Source organism: Microbispora sp. H10836 (assembly GCF_012999525.1).
GTDB lineage: Bacteria > Actinomycetota > Actinomycetes > Streptosporangiales > Streptosporangiaceae > Microbispora.
The window spans coordinates 14,558-30,914 of record NZ_JABBWU010000010.1 but is presented as its reverse complement, the minus strand read 5'-3'; the positions used below and the strand labels follow the sequence as shown (position 1 = coordinate 30,914).

Here is a 16,357-nt window from a genome sequence, read left to right as displayed (position 1 = left end):
CTTATGCGAACGGGAAGTTGATGACGCCCTTGGCGACGAGCCGCACGTACAGGTCGGCGATCATGACGGAGAACAACGAGGCCCAGGCGAACTGCTGGTGCCTGGCGTTGAGCTTCGAGACCAGGGTCCACGCCTTGTAGCGCAGCGGGTGCTTGGAGAAGTGATTCAGGCGCCCGGCGGTGATGTGACGGCACGAGTGGCAGCCGAACGTGTAGCCGAGGATCAGCGCCGCGTTCACGAGCAGAATCCAGCTGCCCAGCCCGGCGGGCCTGTGCACCAGCGCGAGCACCGCGTCGTACGTCAGGATCAGGCCGATGACGATGGCGAAGTAGAAGAAGTAGCGGTGGATGTTCTGCAGGATCAGCGGCAGACGCGTCTCGCCGGTGTACTTCCCGTGCGGCTCGGCCACGGCGCACGCCGGCGGCGACAGCCAGAACGACCGGTAGTAGGCCTTGCGGTAGTAGTAGCAGGTGAGCCGGAACCCACCGGGCAGTCCGAGGATCAGTATCCCGGGCGGCAGCGCATACCAGTCGCCGAAGGGGGCGAACCCGAACAACCGGGCCCCTTCGGGACACGACGTCGCCAGACACGGCGACGAGAAGGGCGCAATGTACGGGTCGGTGAAGTAGCTCCCGTCAAAGGTCGCCCACACACCGTAAATCAAGAACAACAGGAGCCCGGCGAACGTGAGCGCCGGGGCCAGCCACCATCGGTCGGTGCGAAGAGTGCGCACCCTGATCTGCGCGCGCTGTTTCCTTGCCGCGCTCTCGGCCGTTGTCTGGGTCATCGGAGACCTTCCACCCTCACTGACTCCGCGCACGCCGGAGCGACCGCGCCGTACTGCTCAGGCCGTGCGCGTTATTGGTGGGGCACACATTACGACGAGCACATCACGAACTGTGAGGAGGGTCACTCCTCCCGCATGTGATCTCGGTCACTTCCCCGGCAGCTTGACCACGGTCACGAAGAATTCGTCGACCTGCCGTACTACCCGCGTGAACTGGTCGAAATCCACGGGTTTGGTGATGTACGCGTTGGCGTGCAGGTTATATCCATGCAGAATATCCTGCTCGGCCTCCGAAGTGGTGAGGATCACAACGGGGATGCTCCGCAGGGAGGGGTCTTTCTTGACCTCCTCCAGCACCTCGAAGCCGTTCACGCGGGGCAGGTTCAGGTCGAGCAGCACCAGGTCGGGCCGGGGCGCCGAGGCGTACGGCCCCTCGCCGCGCAGGAAGGCCAGCGCCTGCTCGCCGTCGTTGACCACGTGGAGGTTGTTGCCGACCTTGTTGTAGGAGAACGCCTCCTGGCAGAGCAGGACGTCGCCCGGGTCGTCCTCGACCAGGAGGACCTCGATCGGGCGGAGTTCAGTCATCGGGATCTCCCAGGGCCGGCAGCGTCCAGCGGAACGTGGCTCCGGCGCTCTCGTTCGTGTCGAGCCAGATCCGGCCGCCATGATATTCGACGATTTTGCGGCACAGGGCCAGTCCGATGCCCGTCCCCGGATAGACGTCCCTCGGGTGCAGGCGCTGGAAGATCAGGAAGATCCGGTCGGCGTACTTCGGCTCGACGCCGATGCCGTTGTCCGCGCAGCTGAACTCCCACATGTCGCCGTCCCGCCGTACGCCGACGTGGACGCGGGGAGGCTCCTCGGAACGGAACTTGAGCGCGTTGCTGACCAGGTTCTGGAAGAGCTGGGTCAGCAGCGTGCGGTTGCCGAGGATCTTGGGCAGGTCGTCGTTCGTGACCGTGGCGCCGGTCTCCGACAGCCGGGAGTCGAGGTTGCGCAGGGCGGCGGCCAGCGCGTCGCCCGTGTCCATCTCCTCCCGTTCGCCGCCGACCCGGCCCACCCGGGAGAAGTCGAGCAGGTCGTTGATGAGCAGCTGCATGCGGCGGGCGCCGTCGACCGCGAAGCCGATGTACTGCCGCGCGCGGTCGTCGAGGCGGTCGGCGTAGCGCTGCTCCAGCATCTGGGTGAAGCTCGCCACCTTGCGCAGCGGCTCCTGCAGGTCGTGGCTGGCCACGTAGGCGAACTGCTCCAGCTCCCGGTTGGAGCGCTTGAGCTCCTCGGCCTGCTCGGCGAGCTGCTGGCGGGCCTCGACGGACGACTGCCACTCGGTCATGATGCGGCGGCGCATCCCGTCGATGTGGCCGGACAGCTCCCACAGCTCGGCCGGCCGCTCGACCCCGAGCTCGTGGTCGAAGTCGCCCGCCGCGACCGCCCGGACCTGCCGGGTGAGCCGCGCGATCGGGCCGGCGACGGCGCGGCGCACGATCATCGCACAGAACACGATCGCCAGTACCATCGCGCCGGCCAGCGCCGCGACCGCCCAGTAGATGGTGTTCCAACCGGAGTAGAGCCGGTCCCTGGCGACGTCGTGCAGCCGTCCCAGCAGGGCCTGCTGCTCGTCGAGGGCGGCCCTGACCGCCGAGAAGCGCTGCAGGTTGTGCCTGGCCAGGTCGGTGAGCGGGCCCGGGCCGCTCTTGAGCGTCCGCTCGACCACGGGCTCGGCGTAGTCGCGCCGCCACGCGCCCGTGGCGTCGGTGAGCTCGCGGATCTGGTGGCGCACGCCGTATCCCTGGGGCAGCTCGGGGACGAGCTTGGCGATGGCGTCCTTGGCCGACTCCTCCTCCGCGACGCCCTGGCGATAGCTGTCGAGGTACTGCTGCTCGCCGGTCAGCCCGTAGCCGCGGATCGCGCCCTCCTGGGTCTGCACCGCACGAGCGACCCGCAGCGTCTGCAGGGCGGCGGGATCGACCGCGTCGACGAGGGTCCGCCGGGCCTCGTACGTCGTGGAGAGCGCGAGCAGGATCGCGCTGAGCGCGATCACGAAGATGACCAGGACGCCCGCACCGGCGAGCAGGAACCATCGGCCGACCGGCAGACGGGCGCCCCGCCCGGACGGGGCGAGCGGGGGCAGCGGGGGCGGGGTCGTGACGTCGGGCGCGGTCATGCTCCGGCCTCCCGGACCCGCTGCTCGGGGTGGCCGCGGGCCACGAGCACGGCGGCGACGTCGTCGTGCATCGCGCCGTCGAGGCTGGCGATGATGCGGTCGAGGTCGATGCCCTCCTGGGCGCGGATCAGGTTCGCGAGCCCCTCGGTGCCGAGCAGGTCGCGGTTCTCGCCGACCGTGGCCTCGATCAGGCCGTCGGTGTAGAGCAGCAGCGACCACCTGTCGCCCAGTGTGACGTCGATGGGCGACCACTCGATGTCCGGGAAGATGCCCAGCGGCGGGCCCGACGGCGTCTCGGTGACCACGCCGAGCCGGCCGTCGCGCAGGAGCAGCGGCGGCGGGTGGCCGATCACGTGCAGGCGGGCGCTGGTGAGGTCGGGGGAGATGGCCGCGGTGCACAACGTCGTGAAGATCTCCGGCGACTTGCGCTCGTGCCGCAGCAGCGTGTCCATCGTGCGCAGCACGTCGTTGCCGGTCTGCCCGGCCAGCACCAGCGTGCGCCAGGCGATGCGCAGCGCCGTGCCGAGCGCGGCCTCGTCGGGCCCGTGCCCGCACACGTCGCCGATCAGCACGTGGACCGCCCCGTCGGGCGTCTGCACGGTGTCCCAGAAGTCGCCCGCGAGCAGCCCGCCCGTACGTCCGGGAAGGTAGCGGGCCTGGTGGTGCAGGAGCATGGGGTCGAGCAGGGGGACGGGCAGCAGGCCGCGTTCGAGCCGGGAGTTCTCCTTGCTGACGATGCGCTCCTGCAGGAGCTCGCGCATGGCGAGGTCGGCGCGCTTGCGCTCGATGGCGTATCGGATGGCGCGGATCAGCAGCCGGGCGTCGACGTCCTGCTTGACCAGGAAGTCCTGCGCCCCGGCGGCGACCGCCTCGATGCCGACGTGCGCGTCCCCGAGCCCGGTGAGGACGAGCACCGCCGTGTCCGTGGCCATGGCGAGGATCTGCTGGAGCGCCTCCAGCCCCGAGGCGTCGGGAAGAGAGAGGTCGACGAGCACGCACTGCACGTCGTCCGTGAGCCGCGCCCGTCCCTCGGCGAGCGTCCGCGCCCAGGTGATCTTCGGCGGCCTCTCGGCGCCCGCCAGCAACTCCTCGACGAGAAACGCGTCGCCGGCGTCGTCCTCGATCAGCAGGAGGGTGAGCGGATCGGGCAGATCAGGTGAGACGGGGGTCACGAACGCCTCTCGTCAGCCGTCGGCATCATCGTGGGCACAAACCTATCGTCTGGGGGTCGGGCGGTAGGGGTCACACATCAACGAGCGCCTCTATTCCCTGGGGAAGCGTGCCGTCACGTGCCGCCTCGCGGAGGAACGACAGCAGCGTCCCGCGGAAGGCCTGCGCCGCCCGGGTCGGCTCGACGTCCTTGCGGTGGGCGAGGGCGACCGTACGGCGCAGCCCGGGCAGCAGCGGCGTGCCCGTCAGCCTCGGCCGGTTCTCCAGCACCATCGAGGGCACGACCGCGATTCCCAGCCCCGCCTCGACGAACCGGAGCACCGCGTCCATCTCCCCGCCCTCCACCGCGAAGCGCGGCTCGAAGCCCGCCTGCCGGCAGGCCGCCAGCGTCGCCTCCCGCACGTCGTAGCCCCGGCGGAACATGACCATGGGCCGTCCGCGCAGGTCCTCGATCCGCATGTACGACCTGCGCCCCCGGGCCGACATGGAGGCCACGACGAGGTTCTCGCTCAGGATCTCCTGGGTCACCAGGGACGGGTCGCTGCTCAGCAGCGGGAGGATGATCAGCGCCAGGTCGAGCTGGCCCCGGGCGAGATCGCGGACGAGGTCGCGGGATCCGCCCTCCTCCACCTGCAGCTCCACCCCCGGGTAGTCGTGGTGGAAGCGGGCCAGCGCGTCGGCCAGCAGCCCGGCGCACAGCGACGGGGTCGCGCCGAGGCGCACCCGCCCCCGCCGTAGCCCCGCCAGTTCGGCGACCTCGCGCCGGGCGGTCTCGGCGTCGGCGAGCATGCGACGGGCGAGCGGGAGCAGCGCCTCACCCGCGGGGGTGAGCGTGACGTTGCCCCGCGCCCGGCTGAACAGGGGCGCTCCCAGCTCGGTCTCCAGGCTCTTGATCTGCTTGCTCAGCGACGGCTGCGCGACCCGCATCCGCTCAGCGGCCTGGGTGAAGTGCCGCGTCTCGGCCACGGCCATGAAGTAGGCCAGTTGCTGGAGCTGCACGACTCAATAGCCTAGGGCTATCGCCGGAACCGGCTCGATGCGGGTCCCGCACGGGGGACAGGTGTGAATTTCGTCGCACACCTTGTGACTTTCGACTCTTGGAAACCGGAGGGGACAGAGCGCATAGCCAGCGGCTATCGAGACCAGACCTGGCATGACTTGGACGCCTGAAAAGCGCGAACCTAGCGTTTATCCACGTGACTGCCACTGTTGACCACTCCGTGGACCCTGCTTCTGTGGACAGGGGTTCGGCGACCGCGCCGGTTCCCGCGCACGAGGCACCTCGCAAGCCCGCCGGGGCCGCGCCGCGTACGCCTGCCCGTCGCGGCCTGCTCGGCACTTCGGCCGGCAGGAAGGCCGTCATGGCCGTCACCGGCGCCGTTCTCGTGCTCTTCCTGATCACCCACATGCTGGGCAATCTCAAGATTTTCCTGGGCGCCGACTCCTTCAACCACTATGCCGAATGGTTGCGGACCGTGGGCTCGCCCGCGTTGCCGAACCGGACGATTTTGACGATCACCGAGATCGTGCTCGCGCTCTGCGTCGTGCTGCACATGTGGGCGGCCGTGTCGCTCGCCCGCCGGGCGGCCAAGGCGCGGCCCGTGAAGTACGCGGCCAAGCGGAAGTCGCAGGCCAAGGGGTACGCCACCCACACCATGCGGTACGGCGGCGTGATCATCCTGCTGTTCGTGATCTGGCACCTGCTCGACATGACCTTCGGCACGGTCAACCCCAAGGGCGGCGACGCCACGCCGTTCGACCGGATGATCGCCGGCTTCCAGCCCGAGCGCTGGTGGGTGACGGTGTTCTACCTGGTCGCCATGGCGATGATCGGCCTCCACCTGCGCCACGGCCTGTGGAGCGCGTTCCAGTCGCTCGGCCTGACCCGCCGTCCCCGCTCTCGCGGCGCGCTGCAGACGGGCGCCGCCGCGGTCTCCGCGGTGCTGGTGCTCGGATTCGTCGCCGCGCCCATCTGCATCATGATCGGAGTGGTCAAGTGAAGTTCCGCCGCCGCGCCCAGCAGCAGCAGGAGGAGCGCGTGAGCCTTCCCGGGATGTACCGGGTGGGCGAGCCCATCCGGGACACCAAGGCGCCGGAGGGTCCCATCGAGGACCGCTGGGACACGCGTCGTTTCCAGGCCAAGCTGGTCAACCCGGTCAACAAGCGCAAGCTGACCGTCATCGTCGTCGGCACCGGCCTGGCCGGCGGCTCCGCCGCGGCCACGCTCGGCGAGCTGGGCTACAAGGTCAAGTCGTTCTGCTACCAGGACTCGCCCCGCCGGGCCCACTCGATCGCCGCGCAGGGCGGCATCAACGCGGCCAAGAACTACCGCGGTGACGGCGACAGCATCTACCGGCTGTTCTACGACACCGTGAAGGGCGGCGACTACCGCGCCCGCGAGTCGAACGTATACCGCCTCGCCCAGGTCAGCGTGAACATCATCGACCAGGCGGTGGCGCAGGGCGTGCCGTTCGCCCGCGAGTACGGCGGCCTGCTCGACACCCGCTCCTTCGGCGGCACCCAGGTGTCGCGGACCTTCTACGCCCGCGGCCAGACGGGCCAGCAGCTCCTGCTGGGCGCGTACCAGGCCCTGGAGCGGCAGGTCGCGGCGGGGAACGTGGAGGTCCACACCCGCCACGAGATGCTCGAACTCATCGTCAGCGGCGGCCGGGCCCGGGGCATCGTGGTCCGCGACATGGTCACCGGGGAGATCGAGACCCACCTCGCCGACGCCGTCGTGCTCGCCAGCGGCGGCTACGGCAACGTGTTCTTCCTGTCGACGAACGCCAAGGGCTGCAACACCACGGCCATCTGGCGGGCGCACAAGAAGGGCGCCTACTTCGGCAACCCCTGCTACACGCAGATCCACCCGACCTGCATCCCGCAGAGCGGCGACCACCAGTCGAAGCTGACGCTGATGTCGGAGTCGCTGCGCAACGACGGCCGCGTGTGGGTGCCGAAGCGCAAGGGCGACAACCGGGCCCCCGGCGCCATTCCCGAGGACGAGCGCGACTACTACCTGGAGCGCATCTACCCGGCGTTCGGCAACCTCGTCCCGCGTGACATCGCCAGCCGCGCCGCCAAGAACGTCTGCGACGAGGGCCGCGGCGTCGGTCCCGGCGGCCTCGGCGTCTACCTCGACTTCGCCGACGCCATCTCCCGGATGGGCCGCGACGCGGTCGAGAAGAAGTACGGCAACCTCTTCGAGATGTACGAGCGCATCACCGGCGAGAACCCGTACGAGGTGCCGATGCGCATCTACCCGGCCGTCCACTACACGATGGGCGGACTGTGGGTGGACTACGACCTGCAGTCGACGATCCCCGGGCTGTTCGTCGTCGGTGAGGCCAACTTCTCCGACCACGGCGCCAACCGACTGGGCGCCTCGGCGCTCATGCAGGGCCTGGCGGACGGCTACTTCGTGCTGCCGACGACGATCGGGGACTACCTCGCCGGAGCCGGCTCGTTCGGCCCGGTCGAGGAGGGCGACGTCGCGGAGGCCAGGAAGGCGGTCCAGGACAAGATCGACAAGCTCCTGTCCGTGAACGGCGACCGCACCGCCGACTCCTACCACCGTGAGCTCGGCCGGATCATGTGGGACTACTGCGGCATGGAGCGCACCGAGGAGTCGCTGCGCAAGGCGCTGGAGCGCATCCCCGAGCTGCGCGAGGAGTTCTGGAACAACGTCAAGGTGCCGGGCGACGCCGAGGGACTCAACCAGGCGCTCGAACGCGCCGGCCGGGTGGCCGACTTCTTCGAGCTCGCCGAGCTGATGTGCATCGACGCGCTGCACCGTACGGAGTCGTGCGGCGGTCACTTCAGGGCCGAGTCGCAGGACGCGGACGGCGAGGCGCTGCGCGACGACGAGAACTTCGCCTACGTCGCCGCGTGGGAGTGGACCCCGGACGGCCCGGTCCTGCACAGGGAAGAGCTCGACTACGAGTACGTCAAGATGACCCAGCGGAGCTACAAGTGAACCTGACCCTCAAGATCTGGCGGCAGAACGGCTCGTCGGACAAGGGACGGATGGTGACCTACCGGGTCGAAGACGTCTCGCCGGACATGTCGTTCCTGGAAATGCTCGACGTGCTGAACGAGCGGCTGATCCTGGAGGGCGACGACCCGGTCGCCTTCGACCACGACTGCCGTGAGGGCATCTGCGGCATGTGCGGCATGGTCATCAACGGCGTCGCGCACGGCGAGCAGAAGCTCACCACGACCTGCCAGCTGCACATGCGGCACTTCAAGGACGGCGACGTCGTCACCATCGAGCCGTGGCGGTCCGCGGCGTTCCCGGTGATCAAGGACCTCGTGGTGAACAGGTCGGCGTTCGACCGGATCATCCAGGCGGGCGGCTTCATCTCCGTCCCCGCCGGGTCCGCCCCCGAAGCGCACTCCGTCCCGGTGCCGAAGGCCGACGCCGACGCCGCCTTCGACGCCGCGACCTGCATCGGCTGCGGCGCGTGCGTGGCGGCCTGCCCCAACGGCTCGGCCTCGCTGTTCACCGCGGCGAAGATCACCCACCTGGGCCTGCTGCCGCAGGGCCAGCCGGAGCGCGAGTCCCGCGCCCGGGCGATGGTCGAGCAGATGGACGCCGAGGGCTTCGGCGGCTGCACCAACACCGGTGAGTGCACCGCGGTGTGCCCCAAGGGCATCCCGTTCGACACCATCGCCCAGATGAACGCCGACTACATCAAGGCCGCCTCCAAGTAGCGCGACCACATCCGGAGAAGGCGTGAGCCGCACGGCTCACGCCTTCACTGCGACTAATCCCCCCTCCTCCCGGGTAACGTGTCCTTTGTGTTGGCGTAACACGCCTGCCGTGATCCCGCAGGCGAGGGAGTGAGCATGTCCGTGTCCGGTCCACGTTCCACTTTGAAGGTCGCGTCCGCGGTCCACGGCGCGGCCGTCGTCGTGCGTGTGGAAGGGGACCTCGACGCCGGCACCGTCCACCTGCTCCACGACGAGTTGCACCGGGTCTGGGAGTCGCCCGAGACGTCCGTCCTCGTGATCGACGTCGCCGAGATCATGTTCTGCGACTCGCGTGGGCTGAGCGAGCTGATCTCTGCGTTGCAGCGCGGTCAGGCCATGAACGTCCGGTTGATCCTGACCGGTGTGCAGGGCGTGCTGCGCCGGGTGCTGACGATCACCGGGCTGCGCAACGTGTTCGAGCAGCATGAGACGGTCGCGGAGGCGCTCAGCCAGGCCGCGGACGCCGGTCCGCGCCGCCCTCGAACGGACGGCGACTCGGGCGCCGGCTCGGGCGGACTGTACGAAACCGCCGGTGACCGCTGAGCCGGGCCGGACCGCACCATCTGTCCTCCACGAAGGTGAAGCCCGATTGCCTTGCCTCCCCCTGCCTGCCGGGGTAATTAGAGGTGTAACTTCTCTGTAGATCTTCCGGGTGAAGATCTTCGGACCGAGGACAGGGAATGACGACGAGACTTGGCGTCACGGTGAGCCATGAGGCGACGCACGCTCTCGTCACTCTGACCGGCGAACTGGACGTGATCTCCGGCGAGCGGCTGCGCACCGTGTTCGGCAAGTTGTCGGACGAGGGCAACACCCGGCTGGTCGTGGACGCCTCCGAGCTGACCTTCTGCGACTCCATGGGCCTGCGGCTGCTGCTGGAGGCGCACGATCGCGCGGTCGAGGCGGGCGGGTTCATGAAGCTCGCCGGCGTCCGGGGCGTCTTCCGCAGGATCCTCACGGTGACCGGGCTGCACGCGGCGTTCCCCATCTACGAGACCCCCGCGGACGCCCTGGCGGCGCTGGACGACTGACGCCGGCCCGTCAGAGGCTGCTCATGACCTCCACCCGGAGCGCGGGCAGGTCGACTCCGGCGTCGGCCAGGATGCGGGCGCCCATGCCCTCGCCCTCCCGGATGACGCCGAGGAGGATGTGCCCGTCCCGGATGCTCCGGCTCTTCATCGCGAGAGCCTCGCGTAGCGAGAGTTCGAGCACCTTCCTGGCCCGGGGCCCGAACGGAACGCGCCGGCCGCTGACGAGGACCCCTCGGCGGTCGCGCTGCGGGGCGCGGTCCAGGGCTCCGGGCCCGAAGACGCCCTCGACCTTCTCCCGCACGGCCGACAGGTCGATGCCGATCGCCTCCAGGGCCTCGGCGTCGATGTCCCCGCCGGTCAGGTCGCCGTGTCTGCGGACGATCTCGGCGCGCACCCGCGCGTGGTCGATCCCGTGGGCCGCGAGGAGGCGCGCGGACGACGTCTGCGGGGTCAGCAGACCGAGCAGGACGTGCTCGGTGCCCGCCTGCCTGTGCCGGAGCTCGCGCGCCTGCTCCACCGCGTGCTTGACGACCTGCCGGGCGTCGTCGGTGAACCGTTCGAACATCTACTTCTCCCGTCTCAGCAGTCCTCGGCCGCTCGCGTACTTCTTGTGCACCGCCTGCCGGGACACCCCGAGCAGGAGCGCGATGTCCTGCCATGACCACCCCGCGGTGCGGGCGTTCTCCACCTGCAGCGCTTCGAGCCGTTCCACCAGGAGCCGCAGGGCCCGTACGGCCCGCAGACCGACGGCCGGATCGCGGCTGCCGGCGTCGCTCGCCAGCTGTGCCGTATCGCTCATGCCGTCAACATAGGTTGACAGATGGCTGCGTGTCAACCTTGGTTGACGGAGGAAAACGATTTGCCCGTCGACCTGCGTGTTTGCGAGCCTGGAACGACCATGCGCTCTCTTCCTGTGGCCGATCCCGGCACTCCCGACGCCCGCGGGCCGCTCCGCTACCTGTGGTGGGTGGCGCGCGCCCAGGCCGCTCCGCTGCTGGCCGGAGTCGGCCTAGCGGTGCTGTGGTGGCTGGGACAGGCGCTCGTGCCCGCGGCCCTGGGCAAGGCGATCGACGCGATGGCCCAGCGGGACGCGGGCACGCTGGTGAAGTGGTCGGCGGTGGTGCTCGGCCTCGGCGTGGTCCAGGCGGTCTCCGGCGTCCTGCGGCACCGTTTCGCCGTCTTCACCTGGCTGTCGGCGGCCTATCGCACGGTGCAGGTCACCGTACGGCAGGCGGCCAGGCTCGGGGCGACCCTGCCGAAGCGGCTGTCGACGGGTGAGGTCGTCAGCGTGGGCAACTCGGACATCGCGCACATCGGCAACGCGATGGACATCCTCCTGCGGGGCGCCGGCGCGGTCGTCGCGGTCGTCGCGGTGACCGTGATCCTCATCACCACCTCGGTTCCGCTCGGTCTTGTCGTGCTGGTCGGCGTGCCGCTGATGGCGGCCGCGGTGGGGCCCCTGCTCAAGCCGCTGCACCGGCGCCAGCACGCGCAACGCGACCTGCAGGGCGACCTGGCCACCCGGGCGGCCGACATCGTGGCCGGCCTGCGGGTGCTGCGGGGCGTCGGCGGCGAGCAGGTCTTCGCCGCCCGCTACCGCGAGGAGTCGCAGCTCGTACGGCGGGAGGGCGTGCGGGTGGCCTCGGTGGAGTCCCTTCTGGAGGGCGCCCAGATCCTGCTGCCCGGCGTGCTGATCGCGTGCGTGACCTGGCTCGGCGCGCACTTCGCACTGGAGGGCCGCATCACCCCCGGTCAGCTCGTCGCGTTCTACGGCTACGCGGTCTTCCTGATCGCGCCCCTGCGTACGCTGACCGAGGCCGCCGACAAGCTCACCAAGGGGCACGTGGCGGCGCGCCGCGTCTGCCGGATCCTGTCCCTGGAGCCCGAGATCGCGGGCGGCGACGGCCGCTTCTTCACGGGTGAGGGCACGCTCCGCGACGGCGGGTCGGGCGCCGAGGTCCGGCCCGGCCGGCTCACCGCGCTCGCGGCGGCCGCGCCGGAGGACGCCATCGCCATCGCCGACCGGCTCGGCGGGTTCGCCCCCGGCGACGTCGCGCTCGGCGGCGGGCCGCTCGCGGAGCTGCCGCTCGCCGAGGTCAGGCGGCACATCCTGGTGGCCGACAACGGCGCGCGGCTGTTCAGCGGACGGCTGCGCGACGAGCTGGACGTGCGGGGCACGGCCGGCGACGAGGAGGTCCGCCAGGCGTTGTACGCCGCCTGCGCCGAGGACATCGTGACGGCGCTGCCCGAGGGCCTGGACGCGTACGTGGCCGAGTCGGGCCGCGAGTTCTCCGGTGGCCAGCAGCAACGGCTGCGGCTGGCCCGGGCACTGCTCGCCGACCCGGAGATCCTCATCCTGGTCGAGCCCACCAGCGCCGTGGACGCGCACACGGAGGCGCGCGTCGCCGAACGGCTGGGCAAGGCGCGGGCGGGCCGCGCGACCCTGGTCTGCACGACCAGCCCGCTCGTGCTCGACCGGGCCGACCACGTGCTGTACGTCGAGGGCGGCGTGGTGCGGGCCGAAGGCACCCACCGGGCGCTGCTGGACGCGGAGCCCGGTTATCGCTCGACCGTGACACGAGGGGAGGACTGAGCATGGCCCGCGAGATCCTGCCGGTCGCCGACCGGGCGCAGGTGCGCGCCTACGCGCGGCGGCTGACGCTGAAGTATCCGCGCGAGCTCGCCCTGGCTCTGGCCCTGCACGCCCTCGCGGCGGTCGCCGGTCTGTTCGCGCCCCGCATGCTCGGCGAGCTGGTGCAGGGCCTGGCCGAGGGCCGGGCCGACCTGCGCGTGGACGCCGTCGCCCTGGCCATCGCCGGCTTCGTGGTCGCGCAGGGGGTGCTGGTCAGGTTCGCGGTGTACGCGTCGTCACGGCTGGGCGAGAAGGTGCTGGCCGAACTGCGCGAGGAGTTCGTCGACCGGGTGCTCGCGCTGCCGCTCTCGACGGTCGAGCGGGCCGGTTCCGGCGACCTCCTCACCCGCACCTCCAGGGATGTGGACGCGTTGTCCCGCAGCGTGCGCCACGCCGTGCCGGAGACGTTGATCGCGGTCGTGACCGGCGCCTTCGTCGTGGGCGCCGTGATCCTCGTCGGCCCGGTCATGGCGGTGCCGTCGCTCGTCGCCGTGCCGCTGCTGTGGGGCGCCACCCGCTGGTACCTCAACCGGGCCAGGGACGGCTACCTGCGGGAGAACGCGGCGTACGCCGACATGACCGAAGGACTGGCGGAGACCGTCGAGGGCGCGCGCACCATCGAGGCGCTGGGGCTGGAAGGCCGCCGCCGGGCCCGTACGGACCGGGACATCGCCCGGTCGTTCGCGGCCGAGCGGTACACCCTGGGCCTGCGCATGGTGTGGTTCCCGGCGGTCGAGTTCGGCTACGTGATCCCGGTCGTGGCGACCCTGTTCCTCGGCGGGCTGTTCTCCATCGAGGGCTGGGTGACGGTGGCCCAGGTGACGACGGCCACGCTCTACGTCCAGCAGCTCATCGACCCGCTCGACCGGCTGCTGTCGTGGGTGGACGAGCTCCAGGTCGGCGGGGCCTCGATGGCCCGCCTGCTGGGCGTGGCCAACGTGCCCGACGACCGCAGCGCGGGCGACGCCCGGCCGGTGGGGGAGGAGCTGAAGGTCAGCGGCGTGCGGTACGCCTACCGCGCGGGCCACGACGTGCTGCACGGCATCGACCTCGACGTACGCCAGGGAGAACGGCTGGCCATGGTCGGGCCGTCAGGGGCGGGCAAGTCGACGCTGGGCCGCCTCATCGCCGGGGTGCACGCGCCGGGGAGCGGGTCGGTCACGGTCGGCGGGGTGCCGATCGTCGAGCTGCCGCTCGACGAGCTGCGCGGGCACGTCGCCCTGGTCACCCAGGAGCACCACGTCTTCCGGGGCACGCTGCGCGACAACCTCCTCATCGCGCTGCCGGACGCCCCCGACGCGGAGGTGCGCCGGTCGCTGGAGGCCGTGGACGCCTGGGACTGGGTGGCCGCCCTCGACGGCGCGCTGGACACCGTCGTCGGCTCCGGCGGTACGGCGATCTCCCCGGCCCAGGCGCAGCAGCTCGCGCTCGCCCGGCTGGTGCTGGCCGACCCGCACACGCTCGTGCTGGACGAGGCCACCTCGCTGATCGACCCACGGGCCGCCCGCGACCTGGAGCGGTCGCTCGCGGCCGTGCTGGAGGGCCGTACGGTGATCGCCATCGCGCACCGGCTGTACACGGCGCACGACGCCGACCGGGTGGCCGTGGTGGAGGACGGCCGGATCAGCGAGCTGGGCTCGCACGACGAGCTGGTGGCGGCGGGCGGCGCCTATGCCGCGCTGTGGGACAGCTGGCACGGCACCGCCCGCTGACTCGGCTCACGTTCAGCTCACGTTGAGCGACTTCTTGAGGAAGTCGAGCTGCAGGAGCAGCAGGTTCTCGGCGACGACCTCCTGCGGCGTCATGTGGGTGACGCCCGACAGGGGAAGCACGGTGTGCGGGCGGCCGGCCGCGAGCAGGGCCGACGACAGCCGCAGCGTGTGCGCGGCGACCACGTTGTCGTCCGCCAGACCGTGGATCAGCAGCAGCGGGCGCTCCAGCTTCTCGGCATCCTTTTCGGCATCGCCGAGGAGGGACGACCTCTCGTAGTGCCCCTCGTCCGGGTGGCCGAGGTAGCGCTCGGTGTAGCAGGTGTCGTACAGCCGCCAGTCGGTGACCGGCGCGCCCGCGACGGCGGCGTGGAACACGTCCGGGCGGCGCAGCACCGCGAGCGCGGCGAGATAACCGCCGAACGACCAGCCCCGGATCGCCACCCGCGACAGGTCGAGGTCACCGGGGTGCAGGGCCGCCACGCCCTGGAGGGCGTCCACCTGGTCCTGCAGCGCGATCGTGAAGTCGTGCAGCATCTCGCGCTCGAAGGCCGGGCCGCGCCCCGGGGTGCCGCGTCCGTCGGCCACCACGACCGCGAAGCCCTGCTCGGCCCACCACTGGGACTCCAGGAACATCCGCCGGGCCGACAGCACCCGCTGGGCGCGCGGCCCGCCGTACGGGTCCATCAGGACGGGCAGCGGGCCCGAGCCGGGCACGTGCCACGAGGGCAGCAGGACCGCCGTGGACAGCTCGCGCGAACCCGAGCGGACGAGCGACACGCGCGGCTCCAGGCCGGGCCGCTCGGCGAGGGACTTGATGGAGACCGACCCGATGGTCACGGTTGTGCCCTCGGTGTCGAGGCTCTGCCGGGCCACGAGCGTCACGCCGCCCGCGCGGCGGCCGGAGTGGACGCCCGGCTCGGTGGTCACCGGGCTGATGGTGCCCTTCGTGCCGGTGCCCGCCGAGTACGTCCACACGTGGACCTCGGTGGGCTCGCCGCTCGCGGAGAAGAGCACGGTGTCGCCGTCGACGTCGAGCACCGCCCGGACCTGCAGCGACGGCGGGGTGACCGGCTCGTCGCCGACCACGAGGCGGTGACCGCCGTCGGCGTCGGCGACCCAGACCAGGGTGCCGTCCGACAGGCGGGCCGGGACACCGGTGACGATGTCCACCCAGGCGGGGTCGGTGTCCTCGCGCAGGAGCGTCGTCTCGCCCGTGCCGGGGTCGACGGACAGCAGGCGCATGGTCCGCTGGTCGCGCGAGAGCGTCACGATCGCGAGACCGTGGGCGTCCCAGGCCGCCGTCACCAGGTACTCCTGCTCGAACGGCACCGCCGTACGCGCGCCGTCCAGGCCGATGACGTGCAGTGTGACCTCGGCGTTGGCCGTGCCGGCGGCGGGATAGCGCTGGGAGACGGGCCGGCGGCCGGGGTTGGCCGGGTCGGCGATGTGCCACAGGGCCACCGGCGACTCGTCCACGCGGGACACCAGCAGCCGGTCTCCGGACGGCGACCACCAGTAGCCGCGCATCCGCTCCATCTCCTCGGCCGCGATGAACTCCGCGAGGCCGTAGGTGACCTGGTCGCCTTCCGGCTCGGCGAGTGCGGTGTCCGCTCCGGTGTCCGCTCCGGTGGCGAGCTCCAGCACGTGCAGCGCCCCGCCCGTGACATACGCGACCCGGGTGCCGGTGGGGTCGAGCCGGGGGTCGATGACCGGTCCGGCCGCCGGGAGCCGCCGCGACTCGCCGGAGGCGAGGTCGGTCAGGTAGAGGTCGCCCGACAGCGCGAAGACGGCCTGCCGGACCTCCCGGTCCGTGGCGTACGCCACCACGCCGCCCGCCGACTCCCTCGACCGCTCGCGGCGGGCGCGCTCCTCCGGCGGCAGGTCCTCGTCGGCGGCGCCCAGGGCGAGGGGGTCGACGACGAGCCGCTCGGCTCCGGACGCGACGTCCAGCTCCCACAGGCAGGTGACCGGATCGGTGCCCGATCTCGTCCTGAGGAAGGTCACCCGACCGCCGTCAGGGGAGATCGTGAAGTTGCGCGGCACCCCGAGGGTGAAGCGCCGGGTCCTGGCATGCAACCGTGGGAAGCTCTCCGTCATAGCTCCTCATAC

15 protein-coding genes are annotated in these 16,357 nt (G+C 71.1%); 7 read left to right on the top strand and 8 right to left on the bottom strand.

What is annotated here, in order from left to right:
- Position 1: 1 nt before the first annotated feature.
- From HHX30_RS19265 to HHX30_RS19245, 5 genes are all read right to left on the bottom strand, one after another.
- Positions 2 to 787, bottom strand: a complete 786-nt coding sequence (locus HHX30_RS19265; RefSeq protein ID WP_169983365.1) for a hypothetical protein — start codon at positions 785 to 787, stop codon at positions 2 to 4.
- A 147-nt stretch (positions 788 to 934) separates the two neighbouring features.
- A complete protein-coding gene (locus tag HHX30_RS19260) occupies positions 935 to 1,372 on the bottom strand; it encodes a response regulator (RefSeq protein WP_169983364.1) in 438 nt (145 codons plus the stop codon).
- On the bottom strand, positions 1,365 to 2,951 hold the full coding sequence (locus tag HHX30_RS19255; RefSeq protein ID WP_169983363.1) for an ATP-binding protein: 1,587 nt from the start codon (positions 2,949 to 2,951) through the stop codon (positions 1,365 to 1,367). Before HHX30_RS19255 ends, HHX30_RS19260 begins: the two co-directional genes overlap by 8 nt.
- Positions 2,948 to 4,123 carry a PP2C family protein-serine/threonine phosphatase gene (locus HHX30_RS19250; RefSeq protein WP_169983362.1) on the bottom strand — a complete coding sequence of 392 codons (1,176 nt, stop codon included), beginning with the start codon at positions 4,121 to 4,123 and terminating at the stop codon, positions 2,948 to 2,950. Before HHX30_RS19250 ends, HHX30_RS19255 begins: the two co-directional genes overlap by 4 nt.
- Positions 4,124 to 4,193: 70 nt before the next feature.
- Positions 4,194 to 5,120 (bottom strand): LysR family transcriptional regulator, encoded by a 927-nt coding sequence (locus tag HHX30_RS19245; RefSeq protein WP_169983361.1) that lies wholly within the window; start codon positions 5,118 to 5,120, stop codon positions 4,194 to 4,196.
- A gap of 197 nt (positions 5,121 to 5,317) precedes the next feature.
- Between HHX30_RS19245 and HHX30_RS19240 the strand changes: the two genes are divergently transcribed.
- From HHX30_RS19240 to HHX30_RS19220, 5 genes are all read left to right on the top strand, one after another.
- A complete protein-coding gene (locus tag HHX30_RS19240; protein ID WP_311922606.1) occupies positions 5,318 to 6,121 on the top strand; it encodes a succinate dehydrogenase cytochrome b subunit in 804 nt (267 codons plus the stop codon).
- Positions 6,122 to 6,174: 53 nt separating this feature from the next.
- Entirely contained in the window at positions 6,175 to 8,097 is a 1,923-nt protein-coding gene (locus tag HHX30_RS19235; RefSeq protein ID WP_169983561.1) for a fumarate reductase/succinate dehydrogenase flavoprotein subunit, read from the top strand.
- A complete protein-coding gene (locus HHX30_RS19230; RefSeq protein WP_169983360.1) occupies positions 8,094 to 8,834 on the top strand; it encodes a succinate dehydrogenase/fumarate reductase iron-sulfur subunit in 741 nt (246 codons plus the stop codon). The genes HHX30_RS19235 and HHX30_RS19230 overlap by 4 nt, the downstream gene beginning before the upstream one ends.
- Before the next feature lie 135 nt (positions 8,835 to 8,969).
- Positions 8,970 to 9,416, top strand: coding sequence for an STAS domain-containing protein (locus HHX30_RS19225; protein ID WP_169983359.1), 447 nt, complete (start codon positions 8,970 to 8,972; stop codon positions 9,414 to 9,416).
- Between the two features lie 137 nt (positions 9,417 to 9,553).
- Positions 9,554 to 9,904 carry an STAS domain-containing protein gene (locus HHX30_RS19220; protein WP_169983358.1) on the top strand — a complete coding sequence of 117 codons (351 nt, stop codon included), beginning with the start codon at positions 9,554 to 9,556 and terminating at the stop codon, positions 9,902 to 9,904.
- Positions 9,905 to 9,914: 10 nt separating this feature from the next.
- On the opposite strand, the gene HHX30_RS19215 is transcribed toward HHX30_RS19220, so the two are convergent.
- Together HHX30_RS19215 and HHX30_RS19210 are read right to left on the bottom strand one after the other, a co-directional pair.
- Positions 9,915 to 10,469 (bottom strand): Clp protease N-terminal domain-containing protein, encoded by a 555-nt coding sequence (locus tag HHX30_RS19215; protein WP_169983357.1) that lies wholly within the window; start codon positions 10,467 to 10,469, stop codon positions 9,915 to 9,917.
- Entirely contained in the window at positions 10,470 to 10,703 is a 234-nt protein-coding gene (locus tag HHX30_RS19210; RefSeq protein WP_169983356.1) for an RNA polymerase subunit sigma-70, read from the bottom strand.
- Positions 10,704 to 10,802: 99 nt separating this feature from the next.
- Here HHX30_RS19210 and HHX30_RS19205 point away from each other — a divergent pair, with 99 nt between their 5' ends.
- Together HHX30_RS19205 and HHX30_RS19200 are read left to right on the top strand one after the other, a co-directional pair.
- Positions 10,803 to 12,497: an ABC transporter ATP-binding protein gene (locus tag HHX30_RS19205; RefSeq protein WP_169983355.1), complete on the top strand. Its 1,695-nt coding sequence runs from the start codon at positions 10,803 to 10,805 to the stop codon at positions 12,495 to 12,497.
- Positions 12,498 to 12,499: 2 nt separating this feature from the next.
- Positions 12,500 to 14,248, top strand: coding sequence for an ABC transporter ATP-binding protein (locus tag HHX30_RS19200; RefSeq protein WP_169983354.1), 1,749 nt, complete (start codon positions 12,500 to 12,502; stop codon positions 14,246 to 14,248).
- A 12-nt stretch (positions 14,249 to 14,260) separates the two neighbouring features.
- Here HHX30_RS19200 and HHX30_RS19195 read toward each other — a convergent pair whose 3' ends face one another.
- A complete protein-coding gene (locus HHX30_RS19195; protein WP_169983353.1) occupies positions 14,261 to 16,345 on the bottom strand; it encodes a DPP IV N-terminal domain-containing protein in 2,085 nt (694 codons plus the stop codon).
- Between the last annotated feature and the right edge of the window lie 12 nt (positions 16,346 to 16,357).

Excerpts from the sequence above, each read along its gene's own strand:
- HHX30_RS19265 (WP_169983365.1), bottom strand. The coding sequence starts at position 787 with ATGACCCAGACAACGGCCGAGAGCGCGGCAAGGAAACAGCGCGCGCAG.
- HHX30_RS19260 (WP_169983364.1), bottom strand. The coding sequence starts at position 1,372 with ATGACTGAACTCCGCCCGATCGAGGTCCTCCTGGTCGAGGACGACCCG.
- HHX30_RS19255 (WP_169983363.1), bottom strand. The coding sequence starts at position 2,951 with ATGACCGCGCCCGACGTCACGACCCCGCCCCCGCTGCCCCCGCTCGCC.
- HHX30_RS19235 (WP_169983561.1), top strand. The coding sequence starts at position 6,175 with ATGTACCGGGTGGGCGAGCCCATCCGGGACACCAAGGCGCCGGAGGGT.
- HHX30_RS19225 (WP_169983359.1), top strand. The coding sequence starts at position 8,970 with ATGTCCGTGTCCGGTCCACGTTCCACTTTGAAGGTCGCGTCCGCGGTC.
- HHX30_RS19220 (WP_169983358.1), top strand. The coding sequence starts at position 9,554 with ATGACGACGAGACTTGGCGTCACGGTGAGCCATGAGGCGACGCACGCT.
- HHX30_RS19215 (WP_169983357.1), bottom strand. The coding sequence starts at position 10,469 with ATGTTCGAACGGTTCACCGACGACGCCCGGCAGGTCGTCAAGCACGCG.
- HHX30_RS19210 (WP_169983356.1), bottom strand. The coding sequence starts at position 10,703 with ATGAGCGATACGGCACAGCTGGCGAGCGACGCCGGCAGCCGCGATCCG.
- HHX30_RS19205 (WP_169983355.1), top strand. The coding sequence starts at position 10,803 with ATGCGCTCTCTTCCTGTGGCCGATCCCGGCACTCCCGACGCCCGCGGG.
- HHX30_RS19200 (WP_169983354.1), top strand. The coding sequence starts at position 12,500 with ATGGCCCGCGAGATCCTGCCGGTCGCCGACCGGGCGCAGGTGCGCGCC.
- HHX30_RS19195 (WP_169983353.1), bottom strand. The coding sequence starts at position 16,345 with ATGACGGAGAGCTTCCCACGGTTGCATGCCAGGACCCGGCGCTTCACC.